The sequence below is a fragment of the Collimonas humicola genome (assembly GCF_018304945.1).
Classification (GTDB): Bacteria; Pseudomonadota; Gammaproteobacteria; order Burkholderiales; family Burkholderiaceae_D; genus Collimonas; species Collimonas humicola.
Genome location: NZ_JAGQEE010000008.1, coordinates 277,525 through 301,853 on the forward strand (window position 1 = coordinate 277,525; position 24,329 = coordinate 301,853).

Sequence of the window (24,329 nt, forward strand, 5' to 3'; positions counted from 1 at the left end):
ATCAACACGGAGAAGTTTATGAATACCGATTTCGACTGGCCACTGCCACCGCACTTCGAATCAATCTCTGCATCCTCAGCAGCCAGCGACGGCAAAGTGCCGTGCATCGTTGCCATGCCCGACGGTAACCGGAAAGTCGGCAATCTGCTGAGCTTTGACCTGGAAACCTCGTCGATAGAGTTCCACCCGGAACGCGCCAGCGGCAACCTGCGTATCGGCTTTGCCAATCTCAAAAGCATCCGCTTAACGTTGCCGATAGAGTTAAAGAAAATGGAATTGCCTTTAACGGTTGAAACACAAGGAGGTTTAACCATCCCAATGCGGCAGAAATGCATGATTTCGTTCAAGGACGGGGAACATTTGCTCTCCGAAACGGTAGGTTACGTTCCGCGTGAAAGCGGGATTTTTCTCTTTCTTGTTGGCGTCGGCAACAGCGTTGTGCGCTGGTTTATTCCGACGGAGGCAATTGCCAGCTATCAAATTGGCGAGAAACTCGGCCAGATGCTGATAGATACGAGAATGGCGTCAGCGGACGATGTCGATGCCGGCTTGAAGAAGCAAAGCCAGCTAAGGGAATCCAAGCTGGGTGAATATCTGCAGCTGGAGAGCCTGGTCACGGAAGTGCAGGTAGAAATGGCATTGCAAAAGCAGCGGTCGATGCCTCATCTTAAGCTGGGGGAGGCATTAATCCAGGAAAAACTGATCACCATTGAGCAGCTGGCGCAGGCGCTAAAGAAGCAGAATGAAGACAGAAAGCTGCACCTGGGCGAAATTCTGGTCGGCATGGGTTTCGTCACCAAGGAAAGCATTAAAAGAATATTGGCGCAAAAGCTTGGCATTCCCTTCGTTACCCTGCCCCAGTTCCAGTTCGACTTGAATCTGACCAAGATCGTGCCTGCCGACCTGGCGCGGAAATACATTGTGATGCCGCTCTACCGAACCCAGTCACGCATGGTGGTGGCAATGGAAGATCCACTGTCGTCAGAAGCGTTGAAGGCGCTGGCGTTCTGCGCCAAGCTGACGATCGACCCCGTCATGGCGTCGGAAACTGATCTGGTGGAAGTCATTTCAAGATTCTATGGCCGGCAGGGAGAACGGCAGGATATCTCTGAATTTGTTTCTAAGATGGACGATGGCATCGGCGCCGAACTGAGCCCGGCTGCCAATGAGGTCATTACTGAATCCGACAACACCATGGTTCGCCTGGTCAACAAGATCATCCTCGACGCCTTCGAACAAGGCGCCTCCGACATCCATATCGAAGTCATGAAAGGCAATGAACCCACCCGGGTCCGCTTTCGCAAAGACGGCATCATGGTCGATTATTCGAACATTCCGGCAAACTATCGCAATGCCCTGGTGTCCCGTCTCAAGATCATGAGCCGCCTCGATATTTCCGAGAAGCGCCGCTCCCAGGACGGGAAGCTGAATTTCGAGCAGTTCGGCCCTGCCAACATTGAGCTTCGAGTCGTCACCATGCCGACCACGGAAGGCCTGGAAGATATCGTGATGCGCATACTTGCCGCGCCAAAGGCCTTATCCCTGGACGCGCTAGGCCTGTCTGCCTCGGTGCTGGAAGGACTCAAAAAACTCGCCCTGAAACCCCATGGGCTGTTGTTTGTCTGCGGTCCGACCGGGTCGGGAAAAACGACGACTTTGCATTCTCTGCTTAGTTATATCAACACCAGCGAACGGAAAATATGGACGGTCGAAGATCCTATAGAAATTACCCAGAAGGGTCTGCGGCAAGTACAGGTCCACGCAAAAATCGACCTGACATTCGCTGCGGTATTGCGCAGCTTTTTGCGGGCAGATCCCGATGTCATCATGGTCGGAGAAACAAGGGATCCGGAAACGGCCAGGACCGTCATCGAAGCTTCACTCACCGGGCATCTGGTATTTTCCACCTTGCATACCAACAGCGCAGTCGAAAGCGTCGTCAGGTTGCTGGATCTCGGCCTGGACCCTTTTAATTTTGCCGATGCGCTATTAGGCGTAGTCGGTCAACGGCTCACGCGAAAATTGTGTACAGCCTGCCGTCAACGTTACTCCGCCACTGCCGAGCAAATCAAGATGCTCGCTTACGAATATTGCCTGGAAACCGGCCTCCAGGAAGACGAAGTGGTAGCGCAATGGCAAAAACAATATGGCAACGGCAGTGCAGCGCCGACGCTATACAAGGCCGTAGGCTGCGACAAATGCGACAAGAGCGGCTACAAAGGCAGATTAGGCGTACACGAATTACTGATTAACGCTCCAGCCATCAGGAAACAAATCCATGCGAAAGCGAATGTGCCGGAAATATTGAAAACCGCTGTTGGAGAAGGCATGCGGACCTTGAAGCAAGACGGAATCGACAAGATATTTCAAGGCTTGACCGACTGGGAGCAGGTAAGAATGCTCTAAGGCGAATATCGGCAGACCGGGCAGACCGAATAGATAAATCCACCTCCCGTTCAAGAGGTGGATGGAATTCTACCCGGCATGATCAGGTACTACTTGCCTTCTCCAGCTGTATCGGCTGCTTGGCAACCGGGGCAGCTCCGGTGTCGAAATAAAGCTTCAAAGCCATGATCTCGCGCGAGACATCCGCAGGAAAACCTTTGCGGGTTCCTCGTTGATCCAGCAAGAGTTCGGCAAACAGTTTTTCACCAGCAGGACGCTGCGGCCAAACTTCGGCGAATTGATTGGCGATACGCGGATAATGTTTGATGAGCCATAAAGGCCAGATTTCTGTAGGCAGGGACAGCAACCAATTGTATGTCCGCTCCTGCAACTTCAAATCGGCGGGCCCATGCAAGCGGCGCAATTTTTCCCAGTTCTGTTCTTGCCTGCTCTTCAGCTCCGCGTCAAGTACAGCCTTTGCTTCCGAAACCGAGACTTTTTCGAATGGAATTGAGTCCATAAAACCTCCTGAAAGGGGGGATGCAGAGTCGAAGTCGTCACTCTCCAGGTAACAATGGCGGGTGATTGGCGTCAATTGAAATATCCGACAACAAGCAGCTAAAATGTTTCCACCTGGAATTTATTCTACACCTTTTCAATCGTTGGAAACGATTGCTCCCTCTCGGCGATGTTGAGAATTTTCTGGCATGCAAGCCGTTAAGCAGCGGAACCCGCTATCGAAACAGCAGATTCTCACAATGAGATTAATAAATAACTATTGTATTGATCTGTGGCAGCCTATGATGAATAATAGTTTCCACAGAAGAACATTTTGATATATTTCCGTACGCCCTTTTACGATAGAAAAGAGACACGCCGACTTTCAATTTTGCAATCACTTCCCACAATAAAAAACCATGAACGGTCTCCGAGACAGATTGGCACGGCAAGCAGGATTAGCGACCAAACGTATATCGATTACGTCGCTGGCCATGATTTTCGTGATTCTTGTATGCCTGTCTTTGGTATTCATCGATGGCTGGCGAAGCTGGACAGCCCGTAATATCCAGCTGCAGGAAATGAGGGTTTCCACCTCCAATATGACGCGCGCCATAGCGCAACATGCGGACGATACGATTAAGGCAGCCGACACCACCCTGGTCGGTCTCGTCGAGCGGGTGCAAGCTGACGGCACCGGTCCTGAAGCTTTGCAGCGACTGCATCGGCTACTGGTCCAGCGGGTTCGCGAACTGCCTCAGCTCCAAGGTTTGTTCATCTATGACGAAAAAGGGAATTGGCTCGCCAATGCGTTGCCGGCGATGCCATCCAACGTCAATAATTCAGACCGGGATTATTTCATCTATCACAGTACCCACTTCGAACCAAAGCCTTACATCGGACTGCCCATACGCAGCCGGTCGACAGGCAAATGGATCATCACCGTCTCGCGCAGAATCAACCATGCCGACGGTAGCTTCGCCGGCGTTGCGCTGGCCACCATCGACATGGATTACTTCAATAAATTTTACGAAAGCTTCGATATCGGCCACCACGGCGCCGTCGTGCTTGGACTGAACAATGGCATCATGCTGACCCGTCGGCCGCTGTTAGAGGATACCAATGGGAAAAGCATAGCCAATACTCCTCTGTTCCGCGACTACGTTGCCAAGAGAGCCACAGGCACGATCTTCATCGTTTCCGCGCTGGACGGGGTAAGGCGCCTGAACAGCTTCCGACACTTGGACCAATATCCCTTGTTCGTCGCCACGGCGCTGTCGGAAGATGAAATCCTTGCCGATTGGCTCACAGATACTTATTTGCATTCCGCAGGCGTGGGGATACTGCTCATCGTATTGAGCATGCTGGGATTTCATCTGGTCGCTCAGATCAAACTGCGCTTGAATGCCGAAGCAGAACTGGTCCGGGCACGGGATGCATTGGAAACGCTCAACCAGACCCTTGAAAGGCTGGCGCTGCAAGACGGCCTCACCGGCCTTGCGAACCGCCGCCATTTCGACCTTGCGCTGGACAAGGAGTTTAGCCGCGCGGTGCGGGAGGCAAGTTCACTGGCCCTGGTGATGATTGATGTCGACTGCTTCAAGCAATATAACGACATCTACGGCCACGCGGCAGGAGATGAGTGCCTGCGGAAGATCAGCGAGGTTGTAAAGACCTGCCAAAGCCGTCCCGGCGACGTCGCCGCCCGCTATGGCGGCGAGGAGCTTGGTGTGCTGCTTCCCGGCACCGATGTGCGCGGCGCGATGGCGATTGCCGAAAAAATCCGTCTGGAGATCCACAACCTGGGCATTGAGCATACGGGGAATTCAGCCGGCGTGGTCACAGTCAGCGCTGGCGTCGACGCGTTCGTTCCGATCCGGGATCTGGATAATCCGCTAGAGCTGATACAGGCGGCGGACAAGGCCCTATACGCGGCGAAATCCGGCGGACGTGACCGCGTTTGCGAAAACAATAGCCCCGCTAGCTCCCACCGATCCGCCTTCCTGCAGGAGTCGCCTGCCGTCCTGTAAAGCGATCACCGTCGGCGCACAAGGCAAGCAGGCTGGAAGAGAGACGCCATCACGCTTGCACCTTACAGCCAGGCGTCAGAAATCCGTTTTCCCAAAACGGGCGACACCCTTGTTCATGCCGGGAGGATCGAGCGGCGCAAGATCAAGTTCGATGGGCTCGCCTATCCAATGCGCCAGACTGGTGTGATCGGCGAGGTCGTCGTCGGTGAGCGGATGCACCAGCGCTGTCAGCCCCGAGGATTCGATGATGGGAACAATTGCTCCCAGGTCCGCTTTTACGAAATGGATTTCAAACTGGGGAATCGGATGCGGGCCGACCTTGCGGTCCCGCAGCTGCCCGACAAAAAGAATCGGCGCAAGTCCGCTCAGGCGCCGATGCAAGGCTTCGGCGGCTGCGCGCTTATCGAGCTGGTAGTAGATATGGGCGTGATAAGGAGCGTTGTGATCATTCATGTTGTTTTCAGTTTGAAGGTTATATGATGAAGCTGCCGTGACTAGACTGAGACGCAGATCATTTTACAGCGCATTCCGAGTCGCCTATCCCGTCCCCTCTTTCCCCATCACATGCTCAGCGCGGAGATGCCATGACTGAAAAATCGATTCCCCCGGGCCAGCCTCCGGCTGCCGGCATTTAAATTCCCGGCCAATACAATATTTCCGCCTGTGATACGTCTTCACAGCATGGCAACGACGCTGACCCCTGACCTGATGGCCGCATCCGACAAGCAAATCACCGATACCGTCTTGCGCGAAACGGCGCGGCTGCGCAATTTCATCCGCCAGCGCATGTCCGATGCCAACGAGGCGGAAGACGTGCTGCAGGAGGTGTTCCATGAACTGGTCGAAGCCAGCCGGCTGCCTGAGCCGATAGAACAGGTGGGAGCATGGCTGTTCCGGGTGGCGCGCAACCGCATCGTCGACCGCTTCCGCAAGAAAAGGGAACAGCAGCTGCCGGATACGGAACAGCTCGACGACGAGGACGCCGGCATAGCCGAGCTGCTGCCGCAGGCCGACGCCGGCCCGGAAGCCGCCTATGCGCGCAGCGTATTGCTGGCGGCGCTGCATGAGGCGCTCGATGAATTGCCGCCCAAGCAGCGCGATGTATTCATCGCCCACGAACTGGAACGGCGCAGCTTCAAGGAACTGGCGGCGGAGAGCGGCGAGAGCGTCAACACGCTGCTGGCGCGCAAGCGCTATGCCGTGCTGCATCTGCGCCAGCGCCTGCAGGAAATTTACGACGAATTCGATGTGTAATATGAAGGAGAAATGAAGATGGACGACAGAAGAGGAAAGCTCCTGAAAATCGCGTTGCTGGTCTTGTTCGGCATCGCCGCCCTCGGCTGGATCGTGATGTCGCTATGGAACTGGCTATTGCCGTCGCTGTTCGCCGGCGTGCACCAGATCGACTACCTGCGCGCCATCGGCCTGCTGGTCCTGTGCCGCATTCTGTTCGGCGGCTTCCGCGGACGCGGCGGCTGGCATGGCGGCCATCATCGCCGGCGCTGGGAACAGATGACGGAAGAGGAAAAAGAAAAATTCAAGGATGGCATGCGCATGTTCCGCGGCCGCGGTAGATGGCATGAGTAAGCCGGTTTCAGCAAACTGCAAGCAGCCGCCCGGCGTCATCGTGCCGCTGGTGAATTTCAAGCGCTGCGAAGGCAAGGCGGATTGCGTGGCGGTGTGTCCGGAAAACGTGTTTGAAATCCGCCGCATCGACGCCGCCGATTTCCAGCCGCTGGGGACGCTGAATAAATTGAAGCTGCGGGTGCACGGCATGCAAGTGGCTTACGCGCCGAATGCCGACGCCTGCCGGGCTTGCGGCTTGTGCGTGGCAGCCTGCCCGGAAAAAGCGATTTCCCTGACGCGCGCAGCCTGATCAGTTCCTCCCAGCAATATTCTGGCAGGCGCGCTAAAATCGCGGCTACATTCCGTTACATGTCATCCGAAACTATGGAGCCCGATTCATGCTGCGTTCTGCCGTGCTGTCCGCCTTGCTCACCCTCACCGTCACTCCCTTCGTCAACGCCGCCAACGATTCCTTGAGTACCGTCGCCGAGCGCTCCGGTTTCCAGAAGACCGGGCGCTACGAAGAAGTCATTGCGCTGTGCGCCGCCTTCCAGAAAACTTATCCGAAACAGGTACGCTGCACTGAATTCGGCCGCACGCCGGAAGGACGGCCGATGCTGGCGCTGATCGTCTCGCGCAGCGGTGCGCTCAGTGCTGCAGAGGCGCACAAGCGCGGCCTGCCGGTGCTGCTGGTGCAGGGCGGCATCCATGCCGGCGAAATCGACGGCAAGGATGCCGGCTTCCTGGCTTTGCGCGAAGCCTTGCAGGATACATCCGCCGACAACCCGCTCAGCAAGCAGGTGCTGGTCTTCGTGCCGGTCTTCAATATCGACGGCCATGAGCGCTTCGGCCGCTGGAACCGTCCCAACCAGCGCGGTCCGGAAGAAATGGGCTGGCGCACCACCGGCCAGAACTTCAATCTCAATCGCGACTATGCCAAGGCCGATGCGCCGGAAATGCAGGCCATGCTGAAGCTGGTCAACCAATGGGATCCGCTGGCCTATATCGACCTGCACGTCACCGACGGGGCCAAGTTCGAACACGACGTCTCGATCCAGGTCGAGCCGGTGCATGCCAGCGACCTGGCCTTGCGCAAGGATGGCCAGGCGCTGCGCGACAACGTCATCGGCGATCTCGCCAAGCATGGTTCGCTGCCGCAGGCTTTCTATCTCTCCTTCAATGTCGACGACGATCCGAGCTCGGGTTTTGTCGACGACGTTTCACCGCCGCGTTTTTCCACCGGCTATTTCCATCTGCGCAACCGCTTCGGCATGCTGGTGGAAACGCATTCCTGGAAAGATTATCCGACCCGCGTGCGCATCACGCATAACGCCATCGTCGCCGTCATGGCGCAGATCGCGGCGCATGGCAGCGACTGGCTGAAGACGGCGCAGCAGGCCGACCTGCGCGCGGCGCAACTGGGCGGCGAGGCGGTGCCCTTAAGCTACAAGGCCAGCGCGCAAACCCGGCCGGTGGCGTTTCGCGGCTACGAATACACCCGCACGCCATCGGATATTTCCGGCGCGCTGATGACGCATTACGATGAAAGCAAACCGCAGATCTGGAATGTGACGCTGCGCGACGACCTGCAGCCGGACCTGAGCGTCAAGGCGCCGCTGGCCGGTTATCTGGTGCCGGCAGCGCATGCCGCCTGGGTCGGGCAGAAACTGCAGCAGCACGGGATCGCTTTCCGCGTATTGCCGGCGGCCCAGGCTAACGCGCAGCTGGAAGCCTTCCGCGCCGACAAGACCAGCCTCGATCCGAAATCGCTGGAGAGTCACCAGCGCCTGACGCTGCAGGGCGCATGGCATGCCGAAACCCGCGAGCTCGGCGCCGGCGCCTTGTTCGTACCGATCGCCCAGGCCAAGGCGCGGCTGGTGATGGCTTTGCTGGAGCCGCAGGCGCCGGATTCGCTGGCAGCCTGGGGCCGATTCAACAATGCCTTCGAAAAGAAGGAATATATGGAAGCGTATGTAGCGGAAGACGTCGCGCGCGCGCAACTGGCGGCGGATCCTGCGCTGGCGGCGGAGTTCAAGAAGAAGCTGGCCGACGATCCTGAATTCGCCAAGGATCCGGCAGCGCGGCTGGAGTTCTTCGCGCGCAGGCACTCTTCCTGGGACGAACGGTTCAATCTGTACCCGGTGCTGCGCACCGATGTAGTGCCGGGGTAAAAACGGCGCTGAACGCTGGTTTTGTTGTTGCGCCCGGGATTACTGCCGGCGCAGCAACGATTTACTCTTGCGAACCGCCGGCTTTACGGGACAGGTAGAAACGCAGGGCGAAAGCAGCGACAACGGCCAGCAGCGGCAAAGTTTGAAGAAAGGTCATGATAGGGCTCCGAAAGAATAGAATCAGTGTTGATGCGTTGCAGCATATAAAAACGCTGCACATATAGCCAATTCTTATTTCTGATGCCTACTATCAGTTCCGTGAATAACACGGCGCCGGCTTTCCCGTTTTCCCATATAAAAAGCCCGCTATCTTTAACGATGCGGGCTTTCCCTGTCTCCTCACCTCTAGAGAGATGGACTCTTTTTTGCGTGAAAGTGATACTGAGCTAAAAAACTTTAACAGTCATCATGCGCCGCAACATAGCGTTGTTTTGCGCCCACACAGACAGATACAACTTGTTGCTCAGGTCGATTTCGCGTAGCGGTAGCATCACCGTCCCTGCCGGATAAAATCCACGGCCTTTTCGGCAATCATGATGGTCGGTGCGTTGGTGTTGCCGCCAATCAAGGTCGGCATGATCGATGCATCAACCACCCGCAAACCCTGTACGCCATGCACTTTCAAGGTGGGATCGACCACCGCGGCCGGGTCGGCGCCCATCTTGCAGCTGCCGACCGGATGATAGACCGTATCCGTATAAGTCCGCAGCACATCGCGGATCTGGTCGTCCGACTCCACTCCCGCGGTGCGTATGTCGCGTTTGCTGTAGGCGGCCAGCGCCGGCGCCTCCAGCAGCTTGCGCGTCATCTTGAAGCCGGCCACCATATCTTCCAGGTCTTGCGGATCACCGAAAAAATTCGGGTCGATCAGCGGTGCATCCTGCGGATTGGTGTTGCGCAGCCTGACCTCGCCTTTGCTGCGCGGGCGCAGCAGGCAGACGTGACAGGAAAAGCCGTGTCCCAGATGCAGTTTGCGAGCGTGGTTTTCGACGCAGGCGATGACAAAGTGCAGCTGCAGATCCGGCGCCGCCAGCTCCGGACGCGTCTTCAGAAAACCGCCGCATTCAGAGAAATTACTGGTGAGCATGCCGCGCCGCTCATGCCGAAAGCGCTGCAGTTCCTTGAACATGCGCAGCGAACCGCTAGCGGAAATGCCGAAGGTGTCCAGGCTGTCCGACTTATGGCAAAACACGAAGTCGGGATGGTCCTGCAGATTCTTGCCGACGCCGGGTAAATGATGCTGCACCTGGATGCCGAGCTTGCGCAGCTCGGTGCCGTCGCCTATGCCCGACAGCATCAGGATCTGGGGCGACTGGAAGGCGCCGGCCGACAGGATCACTTCGCGCCGCGCGCGCACGGTGCGCAGCTGGCCGCCCTGCCGCACTTCGACGCCGACGGCCCGCCCTTGCCGCATGATCAGGCGCTCGGTATAGGCGCCGGTTTGCACGCTCAGGTTGCTGCGCTGCCCGATATGCGGCAGCAGATAGGCGCGCGCCGCACTCCAGCGCTCGCCATTTTTTTGCGTCACCTGATATATGCCCAGCCCTTCTTGATGCTCGGCGTTGAAATCGGAACTGAGCGGGTAGCCGGCCTGGCGCGCGGCTTCCAGATAGTGCTGGTGGATGGGATTGTCGGTGCGCAGGCCGCTGACCCATAAAGGACCGTCCTGCCCGTGCCAGGCGTTGGAAAACTGTTCGTTATGTTCTGATTTCTTGAAATAAGGCAGCACATCGTCGAAGGACCAGCCGCTGTTGCCCAGCTGCGCCCAGTGATCGTAGTCTGTGCGATGGCCGCGGATATAGACCATGGCATTGATCGCCGAGGAGCCGCCCAGCGTCTTGCCGCGCGGCTGATAACCGCGACGGCCGTTGAAACCGGCTTGCGGCACGGTCTCGAAGGCCCAGTTGTTGAACCTGGTGGGCACCATGCTGAGCGCGCCGACCGGCATCTTCACCGCCCAGCTGTCGCCGCTGCCGCCGGCCTCCAGCAGACATACCGACACTGCCGGATCTTCCGTCAGGCGCCCTGCCATCACGCAGCCGCCAGAGCCGCCGCCGACCACCACAAAGTCGAACTCTTCATCCACGTCGCGTCTCCCCGTCTTGTTATAGGCATTGCGTGCAGCAGGCTCAGCCGGCCGATGCAACAAATTTAACAGCTACGGGAAAATCACGCTACGTGGTGAGCTAGAGCAATTGTTTCAATTGCGTAAAACGATTACATAAACCGATCGGAAAGATATCTGCTGGATTCAGTGTGCTTTTGACATCACTACCAGCCATTTGCGGAACAGCAGGATTTCCAGGTGGCCGGCCTGGATGCCGGCATTGCACTCGAGGACAGGATTGCTTCGATACAGGCGTTTGTAGAAATCGCGGCAGATGAACAGCTCGCGCTTGCCGAAACGCATCATGATTGAGGAAGGGGTAGACTCCATACCAAAGCGGGAGCCGGAGGTAATATCCAAGTTCGTCATGGCAGCAATTCCAATCTCGTTGAAGGAGATTGAACTGTACCACAACTACTGTATATTCATACAGTAAAATGCGGCGTGTCTGTTTTTAGTCACGCCGCACTATATTGCTTCTCTTGCCGATCAGCGCGGCAAGATCAACGACGCCAGCCGCCGCGGTCATGCCAGTGATCGTGCCAGCCGCGTCCGCGCCAGTAGGCCGGACGGCCATAGCCATAATAGCCGGGAGGATAGTAGCCCGGAGCGCCATAGACTACGACTGGCGCCGGACGCACATAGACTGGCGGCGGCGGTGCATAGTAGACCGGCGGCGGCGCTAAATAGACCGGTGGCGGCGGATAATAAGCCGGCACGCCGACATTTACCGACCAGTTGACGCCGGCAAAGGCAGGCGCGGCCGAAAACATCAGGCCGGCGGCGGCAAACAATCCAAGCAAGGTAACGCGCATGGTCTTTTTCATGGCAGCTCTCGATGTATCTGGGTTAAACATAGCTATATTTAACCTAAATTCCGGACACATCGCCACGCAGAAGTCGTAAGGCCTGTAACAACATGTATCGCGATGGCCAAACCGTGGCGTTTTAGGAACAGCCGAGAGCTAATCGGTCGCCAGTTCGCTGCGCTTGAACCTGGCGACAGCGACCATTCCCAATGCGATCACGAAGAGCCCTGCCAGCAGCATGGCGGCGTTGCCCATCACCCGGGCATAACCCAGATTGGCGACATTCAGGAAAGGATAAGGATAGAAGCCGGACGAACCGCCGCGCAGCATCGCCATCACGAAATACGCCAGCGGATAGATCAGCCACAGCAAGCTGTCCTTCGCCTGCAAACCCTGCTTCGGCACATACAGCGACCAGTACAGCAAGCACAGCAGCGGCACGACCGTGTGCAAGCCCTCGTCGGACAGGCGGTGCAGGCCGGTGAACGGCGCATGGTTGCGCAGCAGCAGGTTGTAGCCGACGCCGACGAAGATGATGTACAGGGTCACCGCCGTCTGCACCCCGGGCCGGGAGAAATACTGGCCGGGCAGCGAGTCCGGTTTCAGCAGCAGCACGCTGCAAGCCACTGCGACCAGTATATTGGTGAGGATCGTCAGGTAGCCGAACATGCGCCACACCGCCTCGCCATAAGTCATGCCTTGAGACAGCAGCAAGGGAATCGAAATCGAGAATTGCGCAATGATGGCAAACCATGCAATCAGGGCAATCAGGAGCAGCAGCAAGCGCGGCGCAAGGGCGGTATTTTTATTCATAGCCGGGCCTGGATTCAAGCGACGCCCTGATCGAGGCTCAGCATGCGTTCCACGTAGCGGGCGATCAGGTCGACTTCCAGGTTGACCTGCTTGCCGACCTGCAGATGCTTGAGCGCGGTCACTTCGATCGTATGCGGAATCAGGTTGATCGAAAACAGGCAGCCGTCGGCGACGTCGTCGACCCGGTTGACGGTCAGCGAAACGCCGTTGACCACCACCGAGCCCTTGTAGGCGAAATACTTGGCCAGATCGCGTTCAGACTTGATCACCAGCTCCCAGGACTCGCCCACCGGTTCGAATTTTTCGACGCGGCCGAGGCCGTCGACGTGGCCCGACACCAGGTGGCCGCCGAGGCGGTCGGCCAGGGTCAGCGCCTTTTCCAGGTTGATCTCGCCGCTGGCGTCGAGGCCGACAGTGCGGTTCAGGCTTTCGCGCGAGACATCCACTTCAAAGGTGTTTTCGGTCTTGGCGACCACCGTCATGCAGGCGCCGTTGAGCGAAATCGAATCGCCCAGCGCGACGTCGGCCAGGGCCAGGCCGCCGGCATCAACCACCAGCCGGACGCCGTCTTCGGCGCTGCTGCCCAGTGGTTTAACAGAAGTGATTTTGCCGACTGCGGCGACGATACCAGTGAACATGATAGCAATCAAAAAATTAATGGAATCGTGCAAGGATACGCAAATCCTCGCCGATTTGCTCGATTTGGTGGAATTTCAGGGCAATTTTATCCTGCAGGTTTTCCAGCGCGGGCAGGCCGAACATGCCGCGGCCGTCGCCCAGGATGACCGGCGCCAGGTAGACCAGCAGCTCATCCACGCAATGCTCGCGGATCAGGGAAGCGTTCAGCTTGGAGCCGGCTTCCACGTGCAGTTCATTGATCTCGCGCTTGCCCAGCTCCAGGATAACTTGCGGCAAATCCACTTTGCCGCCGGGATTCGGCAGCACCACTACCTCGGCGCCCTGCTGCTCCAGGATGGCTTGCTTGGCGGCATCGACAGTCGCGGTAAAGATCAGGTTGCCGCCGCCGATCAGGATCTTGGCGTCCGCACTGATGCTTAGCTTGCTGTCAACAATTACCCGCAGCGGCTGCCGCGCCAGCTTGACGGTGCGCACCGTGAGCTGGGGATTGTCTTCCTTGACGGTGCCGATGCCGGTCAGGATGGCGCCGGCGCGCGCGCGCCACATATGGCCGTCATCGCGCGCCGCCTGGGAAGTAATCCACTGGCTCTGGCCGTTATGCAGCGCGGTCTTGCCATCCAGGCTGGCGGCCACCTTGAGCCGGACCCAGGGCTTGCCGGTCTGCATGCGTGTAAAGAAACCGATATTCATTTCGCGCGCCGGCGCCGCCAGCACGCCAGACTCGACGGCAATGCCGGCCGCCTGCAGGCGCGCCATGCCCTGCCCGGCCACCAGCGGATTAGGATCTTCCAGCGCCGCCACCACCTTGCCGACGCCGGCGCGCACCAGCGCATCGGCGCAAGGCGGGGTGCGGCCGAAATGACTGCACGGCTCCAGCGTCACGTACACCGTGGCGCCGCGCACATCGTGGCCCCTGGCGGCAGCATCCTGCAGGGCCTGGATTTCGGCATGGTTGCCGCCCGGCGGCTGGGTAAAGCCGCTGCCGATCAGCTGGCCATCCTTGACGATCACGCAGCCGATCGCGGGATTGGGCGAACTGGAGAGGCGGCCGTTTTCAGCAAGCTGCAAGGCTTGCGACATGAAGATTTCAGCCTGGGTCATGGGGTGCGCACGAAAATCATAGGTAAACCGTCGGAAAGGGGGATATATATTGATTGTACAAAATATGCCGTATCGCAAGCGAATTTAAATCGGAGATGGAGATCAGGCAGTTATGGCGCCGGCGGCGGGGCCAGGCTGGCGGCGGCCTGGTTGCGCAGCGTGACGGTGCGCATGAATACCTGGCGCAGGCTGCGGTCGCCCGCTACCCGGGCGGCGCCGTCGCAATCGAGGTAATGTTGCGGCGCCGCGCCGACCATCTGCTCGCCGCGGATCTGCAAACACAGCCGGACGCTGACCACGCGTTTCCAGTTGGCCTGCTGATCCTCCGATAACGCCGCAACCTGGCTGGCGTCCAGCAGTTGGCCCGGCGTCGCATCTCCCGCCGCCGCCACGCCGTACATCAGCTGCAATTGTTCGACGTTGTTGAGCAGCGGCTGCGCGCTGTTGTTGCCATTGCCGTGGCAATACAAGGTATTGACGGAGCTGTCGGGACTGCTGGCGACAAAGAACCGATTGAGCGCGATGCGGACCTGCGGGCTCAGGCGGTAGGCCGGATGATCGTCAGGCACCGCCATCGGGTCCACTTTGTAGCTGTTGCAGTCCACCCCGGCGCCGCTGGCCGAATCCACATAATCGTCAGTCCGGTAAGCGACTTCAAAAGCCGCCGTTCCTGGCCCGCTGCCGCAGGAAAAATCCTTCTTGCCTGAACCAAGCGGCGTGGCAAAGCCATGCGCACAACCGCGCAAGCCTTGCGCCGGCCGTCCGTCCGCTTGAATAAAATCGGTGATGGCCGGCATACCCGCCGACACCAGGTTGCCGAAACCGGCCTGCCGCAGATTCCGCTCCATCAAACCCATGGCATGGCTGCCATCCTGCTGCAGCCGCAGCTTTTCATCGCTCAGGCGGAAGCTGGCTTTGCTGCTGAGATAAAGGGTTGTGCTCAACAATAGCAGCGCCGCACCCAGCGCCGTCGACACCAGCAATTCCACCAGTGAAAAGCCAGGCTGCACTGCTGGCTTCAGCATTTGCTGCCATCGCTCTTCAATCTGATGCGGCCGGAACCGGCGACGCATACCATGCGCGCAAACTCACCCTTGTGGCTGAATTCCACATTAGTGTAGCTGGAGCCGGCATCGCCGCCGGCGTGATAGGTAATCGTGGCGCGGCTGGCTGGGGCCTGGGTATCGGCGCCGAGCGCGCCTTGCCGCAGCAGTATCTGGCCATTGTCGGCCTCCAGCACCAGCCAGCCCGCGGCCCAGTCGGCGCCGTCGCGATCGCCGCTGGCGGCGGCGCTGCAGCGCGCGCCGCCCGCATCGGCAGTGCTGCTGCGGCAGACCTTCACCGCGCGGCCACGCTTGACGGCTTCGCTGCGCGCCAGGGTAAGTGCAGCGATCAGCAGGCGGCTTTCCGCCGCCAGCCGGTTCTGGATCACAAACGCGCGCATCGACGGCAGCGCCATGGCCAGCAAAATGCCCATGATCGCCAGCACGGCCAAGGCTTCAAGCAGCGTTATGCCGCCCTGCCGCGGCAAGAGCTGCTCAGGCGATCGAGGAAAGGACATCGGCGGCCTCATGCTTATCTGAAAAATTTCATTTCAAACAAGCATTCTGGCAAGAAAATAGCGCCGCTTGGCGCGGCGCTGGCTTATTTAAGCGTTTACTTCCTCCGGCTCGGCGGTCCGGAGAATTCTTCGATCATGTTCTGGAATTCGGCGACGTCTTCAAAACTCTTGTAGACCGAGGCGAAGCGGATATAGGCGATCTTGTCCAGCCGCTTCAGCTCGCGCATGACCAGCTCGCCGACGTGGCCGGACAATACTTCGCGCTCGCCGCTGGAGAGCAGCTTGTCCTTGATGCGCTGCAAAGCCTCGTCCAGCGCCTCGACCGAGACCGGCCGCTTGCGCAAGGCCAGCATCAGGCTGGCGCGCAATTTGAGCGGATCGAAATCGGTGCGGCTGCCGTTTTTCTTGACGATCACCGGCATCGCCAGCTCGATCCGTTCAAAGGTGGTGAAGCGCTTGTCGCAATGCATGCAGCGGCGCCGGCGGCGAATCGAATCGCCCTCTTCCGACACGCGGGTGTCGAGCACCTGGGTTTCTTCATGCTGGCAGAATGGGCATTTCATGATGGCAGTAATCCGAAGGTGATTGCGGCTGACTGGGTCGACATCTCTACATTATTCCTATTCGGGGCCACGCGCCGGTCGCTGAGAACCGGTATTTCATTGAGGCTTGCTTGGTCTTGCTTGGTCTTGCTTGGTCTTACTTGGCACTAGGGCCCGTGCAGTGTTAAAACTGCAACGGGCCCAGGATTTCCCTGACCGGCATCCGCAACGGCATGCCGGTCAGTACATCGGACTACGGTATTAAGCTGCGTACACCGGGAAGGCGTCAGTCAGCTTCTTGACTTCAGCCTTGACCCGTTCGATGGTCGCGGCGTCATGCGGATTGTCCAGCACGTCGGCGATCAGGTTGCCGACCTTGACGGCTTCCGCTTCCTTGAAGCCGCGGGTGGTGAACGCCGGGCTGCCGACACGGATGCCGGAAGTGACGAACGGCTTTTCCGGATCGTTAGGAATGGCGTTCTTGTTGCAAGTCATGTGCGCCGAACCCAGGATCGCTTCGGCTTCCTTGCCGGTGATCTTCTTGGCGCGCAGGTCGACCAGCATGACGTGCGATTCGGTGCGGCCGGAAACGATGCGCAAGCCGCGTGCAATCAATGTCTTCGCCAGGGCGTCGGCATTCTTCACCACTTGCTGCTGGTAAGCCTTGAATTCCGGCGTCAGCGCTTCCTTGAACGCCACTGCCTTGCCGGCGATGACGTGCATCAGCGGACCGCCCTGGATGCCTGGGAAGATCGCCGAATTGATGGCTTTCTCGAACTCGGCCTTCATCAGGATGATGCCGCCGCGCGGACCGCGCAGGGATTTGTGGGTAGTCGACGTGACGAAATCGGCATGCGGCACCGGATTCGGATACTCGCCGGCAGCGATCAGGCCGGCGTAGTGCGCCATGTCGACCATGAAGTAAGCGCCGACCGCCTTGGCGACCTTGGACATGCGCTCGAAGTCGATGCGCAGGGCGTAGGCGGAAGCGCCGGCGATGATCAGCTTCGGCTTCTTTTCGTGCGCCAGGCGCTCGAATGCTTCGTAGTCGATTTCTTCTTTTTCGTTCAAGCCGTAGGACACCACGTTGAACCATTTGCCGGACATGTTCAATGCCATGCCGTGGGTCAGGTGGCCGCCTTCCGCCAGCGACATGCCCATGATGGTGTCGCCAGGTTTCAGCATGGCGAAGAATACGCCCTGGTTGGCTTGCGAACCGGAATTCGGCTGCACGTTGGCGGCTTCGGCGCCGAACAACTGCTTGACGCGGTCGATCGCCAGCTGCTCGGCGATGTCGACGAATTCGCAGCCGCCGTAGTAGCGCTTGCCTGGATAGCCTTCAGCGTACTTGTTGGTCAGCTGCGTGCCTTGCGCTTCCATGACGGCCGGCGAGGTGTAGTTTTCCGACGCGATCAGCTCGATGTGTTCTTGCTGGCGATGGTTTTCTTTCTGGACGGCGCTCCACAATTCCGGATCGACATTGGCTAAGGTATGGTTTTTCTCGAACATGTAATACTCCAATCGATAAGGGTGAGCCTAAATCGAATGAGGGCCAAAAAATTAGGGGAATGCGGCAGCCTCAGTCGTACTTTCCATTCGGGCTGCCCAGGCGCACGGCGGATGAAATCTCACGCTTCCCGGTGGATGCCCACCTTTTGCCAATGCCCGCCGCGATTTTTTGGACCTGCGGCGGTATGGTTTTTTCGCCAGTCACGTGAGACGAAATGGTGCGCTTATTGTAAGCGAAGCACTCGATTTGAGCAAGATTGGCCCGGGCTGCAGCGCCGGACAAAAAAACCGCCCCGGAAGGCGGCTTTTGCATAGAGGTTACTAAAAACACAACGGCGATGGACCGTTATATCTTGCCCGCCAGGCTGATCCCTATGGTACGCGGATCGAGCCGGTAGCCTTCCGATACCGACTGCACGTTCGGACGCTGGATCACCTTGTCGTTATTGAAGGCATTCTTGACGAACAAGGTCAGCTCCCAGCGGTCGAAGGTGGCGCCGATGCTGGCGTCGAAGGTGCTGTAGGCCGGCCGCTGGTAATCCGGGTCGGTCGCCACCAGGGTGCCGTGGCTGCTGCCGGTCCAGTGCGCGGCGGCACGCGCAAAGCCGTAGTAATCGCCCGGCAGGTTGAAATTGTACTGGCCGGTCAGGGTGGCGTTGTATTTAGGCACGCCCTGGATCTGGTCGCCTGCATGCGCATGCAGGGATGGCACATCCGATGACAAGGTGGCATTGGTATAGCCGCCCGATAGCCCAAGCACGATATTGGAAGCCGGCTTGGCCTTGATCTCGAACTCGGCGCCATAGCTGCTGGCGTTGCCGACATTGGTTTCATAGTCGAAACCGCAGCCCGGCAGCTGGATATCCTGCTGCAAGCCATTCCATTTGATATAGAACAAGGCGGCATTGACCTGCAGGCGGTTGCCCAGCAGGCGCGACTTGTTGCCCAGCTCGTAGCTCCACAGCTTGTCCGACTTGAACGAGGTCGGCGCCGCGGTGATGCCGAGATTGTTGAAATCCGCCGCGCACAGCGAAGCCGGGATCGGACGGTCGTTGCCGCCCAGGCGGAAGCCTTCGGTGGCTGAGGTGTACACGGTGTTGTTGGGGTCGACTTCCCAGCTCAGCGAGAACTTCGGCGTAAATGCCGACGACTTGCTGGTGACAGAGGAACTGGTCGGACCGCCGTTCCAGTAAAAATCGCCGTTGCGGCTCAGGCTGTCGGTGGCTTGCAGGTAGCGCATGCCGATCGTGGCGTGCAGGCTAGGCATGAAATAGTAGTTCAGCTCGCCGAAGACAGCCTCTTGCTCGGTATGGTAGTGGCGCTCGCTGAAATACGAATTATCGTTGGGGAAAGCGATGCCGAGCTGGCCCGGGTCGGCTGGATTGGCGCCGAACGCCGCATAGGTCGCGTTGAGGCCGAAAATCGGTTCGTTGTCGGTGACGTTGGTATGCAGGTTGGCGTAGTAAACCCCGCCCAGCCAGGTGAACGGCGAGACCTTCTGGTCATACGGCTTGGAAGTGACGCGCAGCTCTTGCGAGAATTGCCGCACCTGGTTTTGCAGGTAGACCGCCGACGGCAAGGCGCCGACCGCGGCCGCCAGGCCTGGCGGCGTAGCCGGCACCGCAAATCCCAGGTTGTTGACAGTGGTGCCGTCCTGGGTGCGGTTGAAGGTGCGCTGGTAAAAACTGGAGACCGAAATCAGGTCTGCCATGCCCATGTCGTAATTGACAGTCAGGCTGGGCACCAGCAAACGGTCGTTGCCCGGCTCGCGCACCAGCTTGCCGGTCTGGTTCTTCGGCAGGGCCAGGTAGGAGGCGTCGATATCCTTGGAATTGACTTCCTGGTAGAACACCGAGGGCGTCAGGCTGAGCTGCGGCGTCGGCGCCCACTTGATGGCCAGCTTGACCACGCTCGCATCCTGCGAGTTGATGCCGCTGGCGACGACGTTGCCGGTGGCCGGCGAAACCTGGTCGATATAGCCGCTCTGGTGTCCGCTCTGGACGCCGACGCGCAGCGCCAGTTCGCCCGGAATCAAGGGCTGGTTGACAACGCCGTTGACGGTGTAGTTGGCGCCGCCGCCGACGGTCCCCGACACTTCCGAATAGACGCTGGCTTCGCGCTCCTTCAGGTTCGGCTGGTTGCTGATGAACTTGATGGTGCCGCCCATCGAACTGGCGCCGTACAAGGTGCCCTGCGGACCGCGCAGCACTTCGATGCGGTCGATGTCGAAGAATTTCGGTTCGGAACTGCCGAGGCTGTACAGATTGCGCGTGGTCATCGAGACATCGTCCAGGTAGACGCCCACCGTGGCCGAGCCGGCCGCCGAGCTGATGCCGCGGATTTCGATGTTGCTCAGGCCGGCGCCGGCGCCGCTGGCGCCCGAGAACGAGATATTCGGCATGGCCCGCGTGACGTCGGCAAAGTTGTTGATGTGGGCGGCCTGCAGTTCCTCGCCGCTGATCACCGAAATGCTGAGCGGCACCTTGCTGGCGTCTTCCTTGCGCTTTTGCGCCGTCACCACCACCGCTTCAATCTGCTCGCTCTGCTTCGCCGTTTTTTTCACCTCGGGCGCGGCGGCCGGATCGGCGCCGGCGGGCGGCTGTTGCGCCGCTGCCGTCGCTGTCGCCAGCAGCAAGGTGGAAGTTGCCGCGGCCGCGGCAATCGCGCAGGTCAGATTCGAGGAAGCAGGTCTCATTGTTTTATCGCCCTTATCGTAGACAGCAGTGAAAAATGCTTATCTGCAATATTTATGCCACGCCACGCTTTCCGGCAAAACCAGGCATCGCTACCGGCAACGATCTTGGCTGGCCAAAACCGGCACCGGTTCCTGTGCCACGTTCTGGTGCGCCCCTGCACCAAGGCAAATGCGGAGCCGCGGTTCTGCGATAGGCAATGGCGGCCCGCCAAATTGGGCTACAATTTCCGGCTAGACCTACACCGCAACGACAGGAGCATTGACCATGATTGTCTTGATTACCGGCGCAACCGCTGGCTTCGGCGCCGAAATGGCACGTAAATTCACCAAGAACGGCCATCGGGTCATCGCTACCGGCCGCCGCAAGGACCGGCTGGACCAGCTGGCCGCCGAACTGGGCGCGGCGGTCCTGCCGATCGTCATGGATGTCACCGACAAGGCTTCCATCAGCAGCGCGCTGGCGGCGCTACCGCCGGAATGGCAGGAAATCGACGTGCTGGTCAACAACGCCGGCCTGGCGCTGGGCGTGGAATCGGCGCAGCAGGCTTCGCTGGAAGAATGGGAAACCATGATCGAGACCAACTGCAAAGGGCTGGTGACCATGACCCGCCTGGTGCTGCCAGGCATGGTGGCGCGCGGCCGCGGCACCGTCATCAATCTCGGTTCGATCGCCGGCGAATATCCGTATCCGGGCGGCAATGTGTACGGCGCCACCAAGGCTTTCGTCAAGCAGTTCACGCTGAACCTGCGCGCCGACCTGGTGGGCACCGGCGTGCGCGCCACCGACATCGCGCCCGGCCTGTGCGGCGGCACCGAGTTCTCCAACGTGCGCTACCGCGGCGACGACGCAGCGGCTGCCAAGGTCTATGAAGGCACGCAGCCGCTGACGCCGGCAGATATCGCCGACACCGCGTTCTGGGTCGCCACCCTGCCGCCGCATATCAACATCAACCGCATTGAAATGATGCCGACCTGCCAGGGTTTCGCCGGCATGAGCATCAAACGCAATTAATCAAGCACGATCGCAGGGCGGACACTTGTGTCCACCCTGCCAGGCCTTGCCTCAGATTTCCGCCAGACAACTTAAAGCAACAGCACCGATGAGCCTCCCCCTTTCCGACCCGCATGCCGATTTCAGCTGGCGCATCCGCGTGTACTATGAAGACACCGACGCCGGCGGCGTGGTTTTCTATGCCAACTACCTGAAGTTCTTTGAGCGCGCCCGCACCGAATGGCTGCGCGCGGCAGGCATCGGCCAGCATGCGCTGGAACAAAGCGACGGCGCCATCTTCATCGTCAAAAGCACCAGCATCGACTATCATGCCCCCGCCAAGCTGGACGACGAGCTGCAGCTGACCGTGGTGGTCGAACGCCTCGGACGGGCCGGCGTGGACTTCGTCCAGCAAGCCTGGCGCATCGGCGATGGCGAACCGGTCCTGATGTGCACCGGCCGCATCACCGTGGTGTGTGTCGGCACCGATACGTTTCGGCCGCGCGGCATTCCCAGGCAGGTGCTGGAGAACATCAAAGCCGCCGTCAAAGCCTAACCCAGTCCAGCGCTGGCACGCCTTTCGCTATGGCAATGAGATGAAAGCCGCGCCAGGGCGTCCGCTGCCGATAGTTCAAAAAAGCAATTTTTTGCAGTGCAATGAACCTTCTCCAGGCAAGCATGGTCTGAAGCTTCGTTGCAGCGAACTTGGAGCAAAGCGATAGCGCCCGGCAAGATTGCCTGCCCCACCGCAGATATTGCGGCAAGCACTTTACGTTTACAATTCACTGTTTAAGTCTTTTACTTAAACCTAAGACCATTCCTCAAGACCGCTATCCATGACTGTCACCCAAGATCTTTCGTTTATCACCCTTATTACCAACGCATCTGTATTAGTACAGCTGGTCATGGCGCTGCTGCTGGCGGTCTCTGTGATGAGCTGGACTTATATTTTCCGCAAGATGTTCGCCATCCGCAGCGCGCGCCGCCAGACGGAAGAATTCGAACGTGCATTCTGGTCGGGCGGCAACCTGGCCACCTTGTACCAGGACGCTACCTCCAACCGCCGCAAAGGCGCGAGCCGGACCGGCGCGCTGGAACGCATCTTCGAAGCCGGCATGGACGAGTTCAACAAGGTCAAGGCCTCGCTCGGCAGCAAAGGCGGCAACGACTCGGCCGCCCTGCTGGACGGCGCCCGGCGCGCGATGCGCGCGGCCTACCAGCGTGAGATGGATGCGCTGGAATCGCACCTGGCCTTCCTCGCCTCGGTCGGCTCGGTGTCGCCCTATGTCGGCCTGTTCGGCACCGTGTGGGGCATCATGAATGCGTTCCGCGGCCTGGCGAATGTGCAGCAAGCTACCCTGGCAGCCGTCGCGCCGGGTATCGCCGAAGCCCTGATCGCCACCGCCATCGGCCTGTTTGCGGCGATTCCTGCAGTGGTTGCCTACAACCGCTTCTCGCACGACGTCGACCGCCTGGCGATCCGCTTCGAAAGCTTCATCGAAGAATTCTCCAACATCTTGCAACGTCAGGCCCGCTAATGTCCGGCTCTTCCATGCGCGGTGGCCGCCCCCGCAAGTTCAAGGCGGAAATCAACGTCGTCCCGTATATCGACGTGATGATGGTGCTGCTGGTGATCTTCATGGTCTCGGCGCCGCTCACCAATCCGAGCGTCATCAATTTGCCGAATGCGGCGAAATCGGCGACGCCGCCGACCGAATATATCGAGATCACCCTGAAGCCGGAGCAGCAGACCAGCGTGCGCATCAACGGCCAGAAGAGCGGCACCAGCGCCGCTGAAAGCGTGCCGCGCAACGGCCTGAAACGCAAGCTGCAAGCCCTGCACGCCGACAAGCCGGACATGCCGGTGATGATTTCGGCCGACAAGGACATCAAATACGATGAAGTGATCCAGGTCATTTCCGAGGCCAAGATGCTTGGCATTAACCGCGTCGGACTGGCGACAAAGTGACGATCTGGTTATGACAGGCAACTCCCCGTATTCCGTACCGAAAGAACCCGGCAGCATCCGCGCCATCATCCTTGCAGCGGCAGTGCATGCCGCCCTGTTTGCATTCCTGTGGTTCGGCATTCATTGGCAGAGCCAGCAGCCGATCGCCGTGGAAGCCGAAGTCTGGAGCCCCGACATCAAGGAAGCCGCGCCGCCGGCGCCGGAACCGACCCCGCTGCCGCAGCCTACGCCCGAGCCGAAACCGGAACCCGTGGTGCAGGAAACCGCGCCGCCGAAGGTGGTGACGCCGCCGCAGCCGGATCCTGAAATCGCCCTGGAAAGGGAAAAGAAGCGCAAAGAACAGGAGCGCAAGGACCAGCAACGCCAGGAAGAACTTGAAAAACAACGGCAATTGCAAAAAGAGCAAGCTGAAGAAGAGCGCAAGGACAAGCTGAAAGCGGAAGCCGAGCAAAAAGCCGCCAAGGACAAGGCCGCTGCCCAGGAAAAGCAGAAGCAGGAAGCCGCCAGGAAACTGGAGGCCGACGCCGCCAAGAAGAAACAGGCTGCCGATGCCGCCGCTGAGACCAAGCGCCGCAGCGACGAAATGAAGCGCATGCTGGGCCAGGCGGTCGGCAACGGCGCCGCCAACAGCAGCGGCACTGCGGCCCAGTCGCAAGGGCCGCGCGGCGATCCTGGCTATGGACAAAAGGTAGGCGCCAAGATCAAGTCGAACATCATCTTTAATGTGCCTGAAAGCCTGGCCGGAAACCCCGACGTGCAATTCGATGTCCAATTGCTTCCCGACGGCTCGGTGGCCAGCATTCGACTGAAGAAATCCTCCGGGGTATCCGGCTTTGACGAAGCGGTGAAACGCGCAATCGAGAAATCGGCGCCTTATCCGAAAGACAAGACCGGTACTGTACCATCCAGCTTTATCGGAACTCATAGACCGAAAGATCAGTAA

The 24,329-nt window shown here is 59.2% G+C and carries 24 protein-coding genes and 1 riboswitch; of the genes, 11 read left to right on the plus strand and 13 right to left on the minus strand.

Annotated features, from left to right (window positions below; all coding sequences use genetic code 11):
• Positions 1–18 precede the first annotated feature (18 nt).
• Positions 19–2,406 carry a GspE/PulE family protein gene (locus KHU30_RS21825; RefSeq protein ID WP_211444707.1) on the plus strand — a complete coding sequence of 796 codons (2,388 nt, stop codon included), beginning with the start codon at positions 19–21 and terminating at the stop codon, positions 2,404–2,406.
• Between the two features lie 82 nt (positions 2,407–2,488).
• On the opposite strand, the gene KHU30_RS21830 is transcribed toward KHU30_RS21825, so the two are convergent.
• Positions 2,489–2,905, minus strand: a complete 417-nt coding sequence (locus tag KHU30_RS21830) for a hypothetical protein (RefSeq protein WP_211444708.1) — start codon at positions 2,903–2,905, stop codon at positions 2,489–2,491.
• 397 nt (positions 2,906–3,302) lie between these two features.
• Between KHU30_RS21830 and KHU30_RS21835 the strand changes: the two genes are divergently transcribed.
• Positions 3,303–4,913: a sensor domain-containing diguanylate cyclase gene (locus KHU30_RS21835; RefSeq protein ID WP_211444709.1), complete on the plus strand. Its 1,611-nt coding sequence runs from the start codon at positions 3,303–3,305 to the stop codon at positions 4,911–4,913.
• A 75-nt stretch (positions 4,914–4,988) separates the two neighbouring features.
• Here the strand turns inward: KHU30_RS21835 and KHU30_RS21840 are convergent, their stop codons facing one another.
• A complete protein-coding gene (locus KHU30_RS21840) occupies positions 4,989–5,366 on the minus strand; it encodes a DOPA 4,5-dioxygenase family protein (protein ID WP_211444710.1) in 378 nt (125 codons plus the stop codon).
• A gap of 228 nt (positions 5,367–5,594) precedes the next feature.
• Between KHU30_RS21840 and KHU30_RS21845 the strand changes: the two genes are divergently transcribed.
• The 4 genes from KHU30_RS21845 (at position 5,595) to KHU30_RS21860 (ending at position 8,650) form a co-directional block, all read left to right on the plus strand.
• A complete protein-coding gene (locus KHU30_RS21845) occupies positions 5,595–6,167 on the plus strand; it encodes an RNA polymerase sigma factor (RefSeq protein WP_230411170.1) in 573 nt (190 codons plus the stop codon).
• An 18-nt stretch (positions 6,168–6,185) separates the two neighbouring features.
• Positions 6,186–6,500, plus strand: coding sequence for a hypothetical protein (locus KHU30_RS21850; protein WP_211444711.1), 315 nt, complete (start codon positions 6,186–6,188; stop codon positions 6,498–6,500).
• Positions 6,493–6,789 carry a 4Fe-4S dicluster domain-containing protein gene (locus KHU30_RS21855; RefSeq protein WP_211444712.1) on the plus strand — a complete coding sequence of 99 codons (297 nt, stop codon included), beginning with the start codon at positions 6,493–6,495 and terminating at the stop codon, positions 6,787–6,789. The genes KHU30_RS21850 and KHU30_RS21855 overlap by 8 nt, the downstream gene beginning before the upstream one ends.
• Before the next feature lie 88 nt (positions 6,790–6,877).
• On the plus strand, positions 6,878–8,650 hold the full coding sequence (locus KHU30_RS21860) for a M14 family metallopeptidase (protein ID WP_211444713.1): 1,773 nt from the start codon (positions 6,878–6,880) through the stop codon (positions 8,648–8,650).
• Between the two features lie 490 nt (positions 8,651–9,140).
• On the opposite strand, the gene KHU30_RS21865 is transcribed toward KHU30_RS21860, so the two are convergent.
• From KHU30_RS21865 to KHU30_RS21915, 11 genes are all read right to left on the minus strand, one after another.
• Positions 9,141–10,736 (minus strand): GMC family oxidoreductase, encoded by a 1,596-nt coding sequence (locus KHU30_RS21865; RefSeq protein WP_211444714.1) that lies wholly within the window; start codon positions 10,734–10,736, stop codon positions 9,141–9,143.
• 165 nt (positions 10,737–10,901) lie between these two features.
• Positions 10,902–11,126: a hypothetical protein gene (locus KHU30_RS21870; RefSeq protein ID WP_211444715.1), complete on the minus strand. Its 225-nt coding sequence runs from the start codon at positions 11,124–11,126 to the stop codon at positions 10,902–10,904.
• A 134-nt stretch (positions 11,127–11,260) separates the two neighbouring features.
• Positions 11,261–11,584, minus strand: coding sequence for a hypothetical protein (locus KHU30_RS21875; protein WP_230427523.1), 324 nt, complete (start codon positions 11,582–11,584; stop codon positions 11,261–11,263).
• 138 nt (positions 11,585–11,722) lie between these two features.
• Positions 11,723–12,379, minus strand: a complete 657-nt coding sequence (locus KHU30_RS21880; RefSeq protein WP_211444716.1) for a Pr6Pr family membrane protein — start codon at positions 12,377–12,379, stop codon at positions 11,723–11,725.
• A 14-nt stretch (positions 12,380–12,393) separates the two neighbouring features.
• Positions 12,394–13,017 (minus strand): riboflavin synthase, encoded by a 624-nt coding sequence (locus KHU30_RS21885; protein WP_211444717.1) that lies wholly within the window; start codon positions 13,015–13,017, stop codon positions 12,394–12,396.
• A 16-nt stretch (positions 13,018–13,033) separates the two neighbouring features.
• Positions 13,034–14,119 (minus strand): bifunctional diaminohydroxyphosphoribosylaminopyrimidine deaminase/5-amino-6-(5-phosphoribosylamino)uracil reductase RibD, encoded by a 1,086-nt coding sequence (gene ribD, locus KHU30_RS21890; protein ID WP_211444718.1) that lies wholly within the window; start codon positions 14,117–14,119, stop codon positions 13,034–13,036.
• Between the two features lie 110 nt (positions 14,120–14,229).
• Positions 14,230–15,144 carry a PilW family protein gene (locus tag KHU30_RS21895; protein WP_211444719.1) on the minus strand — a complete coding sequence of 305 codons (915 nt, stop codon included), beginning with the start codon at positions 15,142–15,144 and terminating at the stop codon, positions 14,230–14,232.
• Entirely contained in the window at positions 15,138–15,680 is a 543-nt protein-coding gene (locus KHU30_RS21900) for a GspH/FimT family pseudopilin (protein ID WP_211444760.1), read from the minus strand. Before KHU30_RS21900 ends, KHU30_RS21895 begins: the two co-directional genes overlap by 7 nt.
• Positions 15,681–15,775: 95 nt before the next feature.
• Positions 15,776–16,243, minus strand: a complete 468-nt coding sequence (gene nrdR / locus KHU30_RS21905; protein ID WP_061942946.1) for a transcriptional regulator NrdR — start codon at positions 16,241–16,243, stop codon at positions 15,776–15,778.
• A 240-nt stretch (positions 16,244–16,483) separates the two neighbouring features.
• Positions 16,484–17,731, minus strand: a complete 1,248-nt coding sequence (glyA, locus tag KHU30_RS21910) for a serine hydroxymethyltransferase (protein ID WP_168230657.1) — start codon at positions 17,729–17,731, stop codon at positions 16,484–16,486.
• An 87-nt stretch (positions 17,732–17,818) separates the two neighbouring features.
• Positions 17,819–17,946, minus strand: a riboswitch (ZMP/ZTP riboswitch).
• A 131-nt stretch (positions 17,947–18,077) separates the two neighbouring features.
• Entirely contained in the window at positions 18,078–20,426 is a 2,349-nt protein-coding gene (locus tag KHU30_RS21915) for a TonB-dependent receptor (protein WP_211444720.1), read from the minus strand.
• Positions 20,427–20,691: 265 nt separating this feature from the next.
• On the opposite strand from KHU30_RS21915, the gene KHU30_RS21920 reads away from it, so the two are divergent.
• The 5 genes from KHU30_RS21920 (at position 20,692) to tolA (ending at position 24,329) form a co-directional block, all read left to right on the plus strand.
• Positions 20,692–21,438: an SDR family oxidoreductase gene (locus KHU30_RS21920; protein WP_211444721.1), complete on the plus strand. Its 747-nt coding sequence runs from the start codon at positions 20,692–20,694 to the stop codon at positions 21,436–21,438.
• Between the two features lie 88 nt (positions 21,439–21,526).
• Positions 21,527–21,973: a tol-pal system-associated acyl-CoA thioesterase gene (gene ybgC, locus KHU30_RS21925; protein ID WP_211444722.1), complete on the plus strand. Its 447-nt coding sequence runs from the start codon at positions 21,527–21,529 to the stop codon at positions 21,971–21,973.
• A 280-nt stretch (positions 21,974–22,253) separates the two neighbouring features.
• The gene (gene tolQ / locus KHU30_RS21930) at positions 22,254–22,955 is read left to right on the plus strand and encodes a protein TolQ (protein ID WP_211444723.1); all 702 of its coding nucleotides are present in this window, start codon (positions 22,254–22,256) and stop codon (positions 22,953–22,955) included.
• Positions 22,955–23,386 carry an ExbD/TolR family protein gene (locus KHU30_RS21935; protein ID WP_211444724.1) on the plus strand — a complete coding sequence of 144 codons (432 nt, stop codon included), beginning with the start codon at positions 22,955–22,957 and terminating at the stop codon, positions 23,384–23,386. The genes tolQ and KHU30_RS21935 overlap by 1 nt, the downstream gene beginning before the upstream one ends.
• A gap of 10 nt (positions 23,387–23,396) precedes the next feature.
• Positions 23,397–24,329 carry a cell envelope integrity protein TolA gene (tolA, locus tag KHU30_RS21940; RefSeq protein WP_211444725.1) on the plus strand — a complete coding sequence of 311 codons (933 nt, stop codon included), beginning with the start codon at positions 23,397–23,399 and terminating at the stop codon, positions 24,327–24,329.

Coding starts and splice junctions, on each gene's coding strand:
- KHU30_RS21830 (WP_211444708.1), bottom strand. CDS start 2,905: ATGGACTCAATTCCATTCGAAAAAGTCTCGGTTTCGGAAGCAAAGGCT.
- KHU30_RS21915 (WP_211444720.1), bottom strand. CDS start 20,426: ATGAGACCTGCTTCCTCGAATCTGACCTGCGCGATTGCCGCGGCCGCG.
- KHU30_RS21920 (WP_211444721.1), top strand. CDS start 20,692: ATGATTGTCTTGATTACCGGCGCAACCGCTGGCTTCGGCGCCGAAATG.
- KHU30_RS21845 (WP_230411170.1), top strand. CDS start 5,595: ATGGCAACGACGCTGACCCCTGACCTGATGGCCGCATCCGACAAGCAA.
- KHU30_RS21840 (WP_211444710.1), bottom strand. CDS start 5,366: ATGAATGATCACAACGCTCCTTATCACGCCCATATCTACTACCAGCTC.
- KHU30_RS21880 (WP_211444716.1), bottom strand. CDS start 12,379: ATGAATAAAAATACCGCCCTTGCGCCGCGCTTGCTGCTGCTCCTGATT.
- KHU30_RS21835 (WP_211444709.1), top strand. CDS start 3,303: ATGAACGGTCTCCGAGACAGATTGGCACGGCAAGCAGGATTAGCGACC.
- KHU30_RS21850 (WP_211444711.1), top strand. CDS start 6,186: ATGGACGACAGAAGAGGAAAGCTCCTGAAAATCGCGTTGCTGGTCTTG.
- KHU30_RS21885 (WP_211444717.1), bottom strand. CDS start 13,017: ATGTTCACTGGTATCGTCGCCGCAGTCGGCAAAATCACTTCTGTTAAA.
- glyA (WP_168230657.1), bottom strand. CDS start 17,731: ATGTTCGAGAAAAACCATACCTTAGCCAATGTCGATCCGGAATTGTGG.
- KHU30_RS21895 (WP_211444719.1), bottom strand. CDS start 15,144: ATGCTGAAGCCAGCAGTGCAGCCTGGCTTTTCACTGGTGGAATTGCTG.
- tolA (WP_211444725.1), top strand. CDS start 23,397: ATGACAGGCAACTCCCCGTATTCCGTACCGAAAGAACCCGGCAGCATC.
- ybgC (WP_211444722.1), top strand. CDS start 21,527: ATGAGCCTCCCCCTTTCCGACCCGCATGCCGATTTCAGCTGGCGCATC.
- tolQ (WP_211444723.1), top strand. CDS start 22,254: ATGACTGTCACCCAAGATCTTTCGTTTATCACCCTTATTACCAACGCA.
- KHU30_RS21875 (WP_230427523.1), bottom strand. CDS start 11,584: ATGAAAAAGACCATGCGCGTTACCTTGCTTGGATTGTTTGCCGCCGCC.
- ribD (WP_211444718.1), bottom strand. CDS start 14,119: ATGACCCAGGCTGAAATCTTCATGTCGCAAGCCTTGCAGCTTGCTGAA.
- nrdR (WP_061942946.1), bottom strand. CDS start 16,243: ATGAAATGCCCATTCTGCCAGCATGAAGAAACCCAGGTGCTCGACACC.
- KHU30_RS21825 (WP_211444707.1), top strand. CDS start 19: ATGAATACCGATTTCGACTGGCCACTGCCACCGCACTTCGAATCAATC.
- KHU30_RS21900 (WP_211444760.1), bottom strand. CDS start 15,680: ATGTCCTTTCCTCGATCGCCTGAGCAGCTCTTGCCGCGGCAGGGCGGC.
- KHU30_RS21870 (WP_211444715.1), bottom strand. CDS start 11,126: ATGACGAACTTGGATATTACCTCCGGCTCCCGCTTTGGTATGGAGTCT.
- KHU30_RS21935 (WP_211444724.1), top strand. CDS start 22,955: ATGTCCGGCTCTTCCATGCGCGGTGGCCGCCCCCGCAAGTTCAAGGCG.
- KHU30_RS21855 (WP_211444712.1), top strand. CDS start 6,493: ATGAGTAAGCCGGTTTCAGCAAACTGCAAGCAGCCGCCCGGCGTCATC.
- KHU30_RS21860 (WP_211444713.1), top strand. CDS start 6,878: ATGCTGCGTTCTGCCGTGCTGTCCGCCTTGCTCACCCTCACCGTCACT.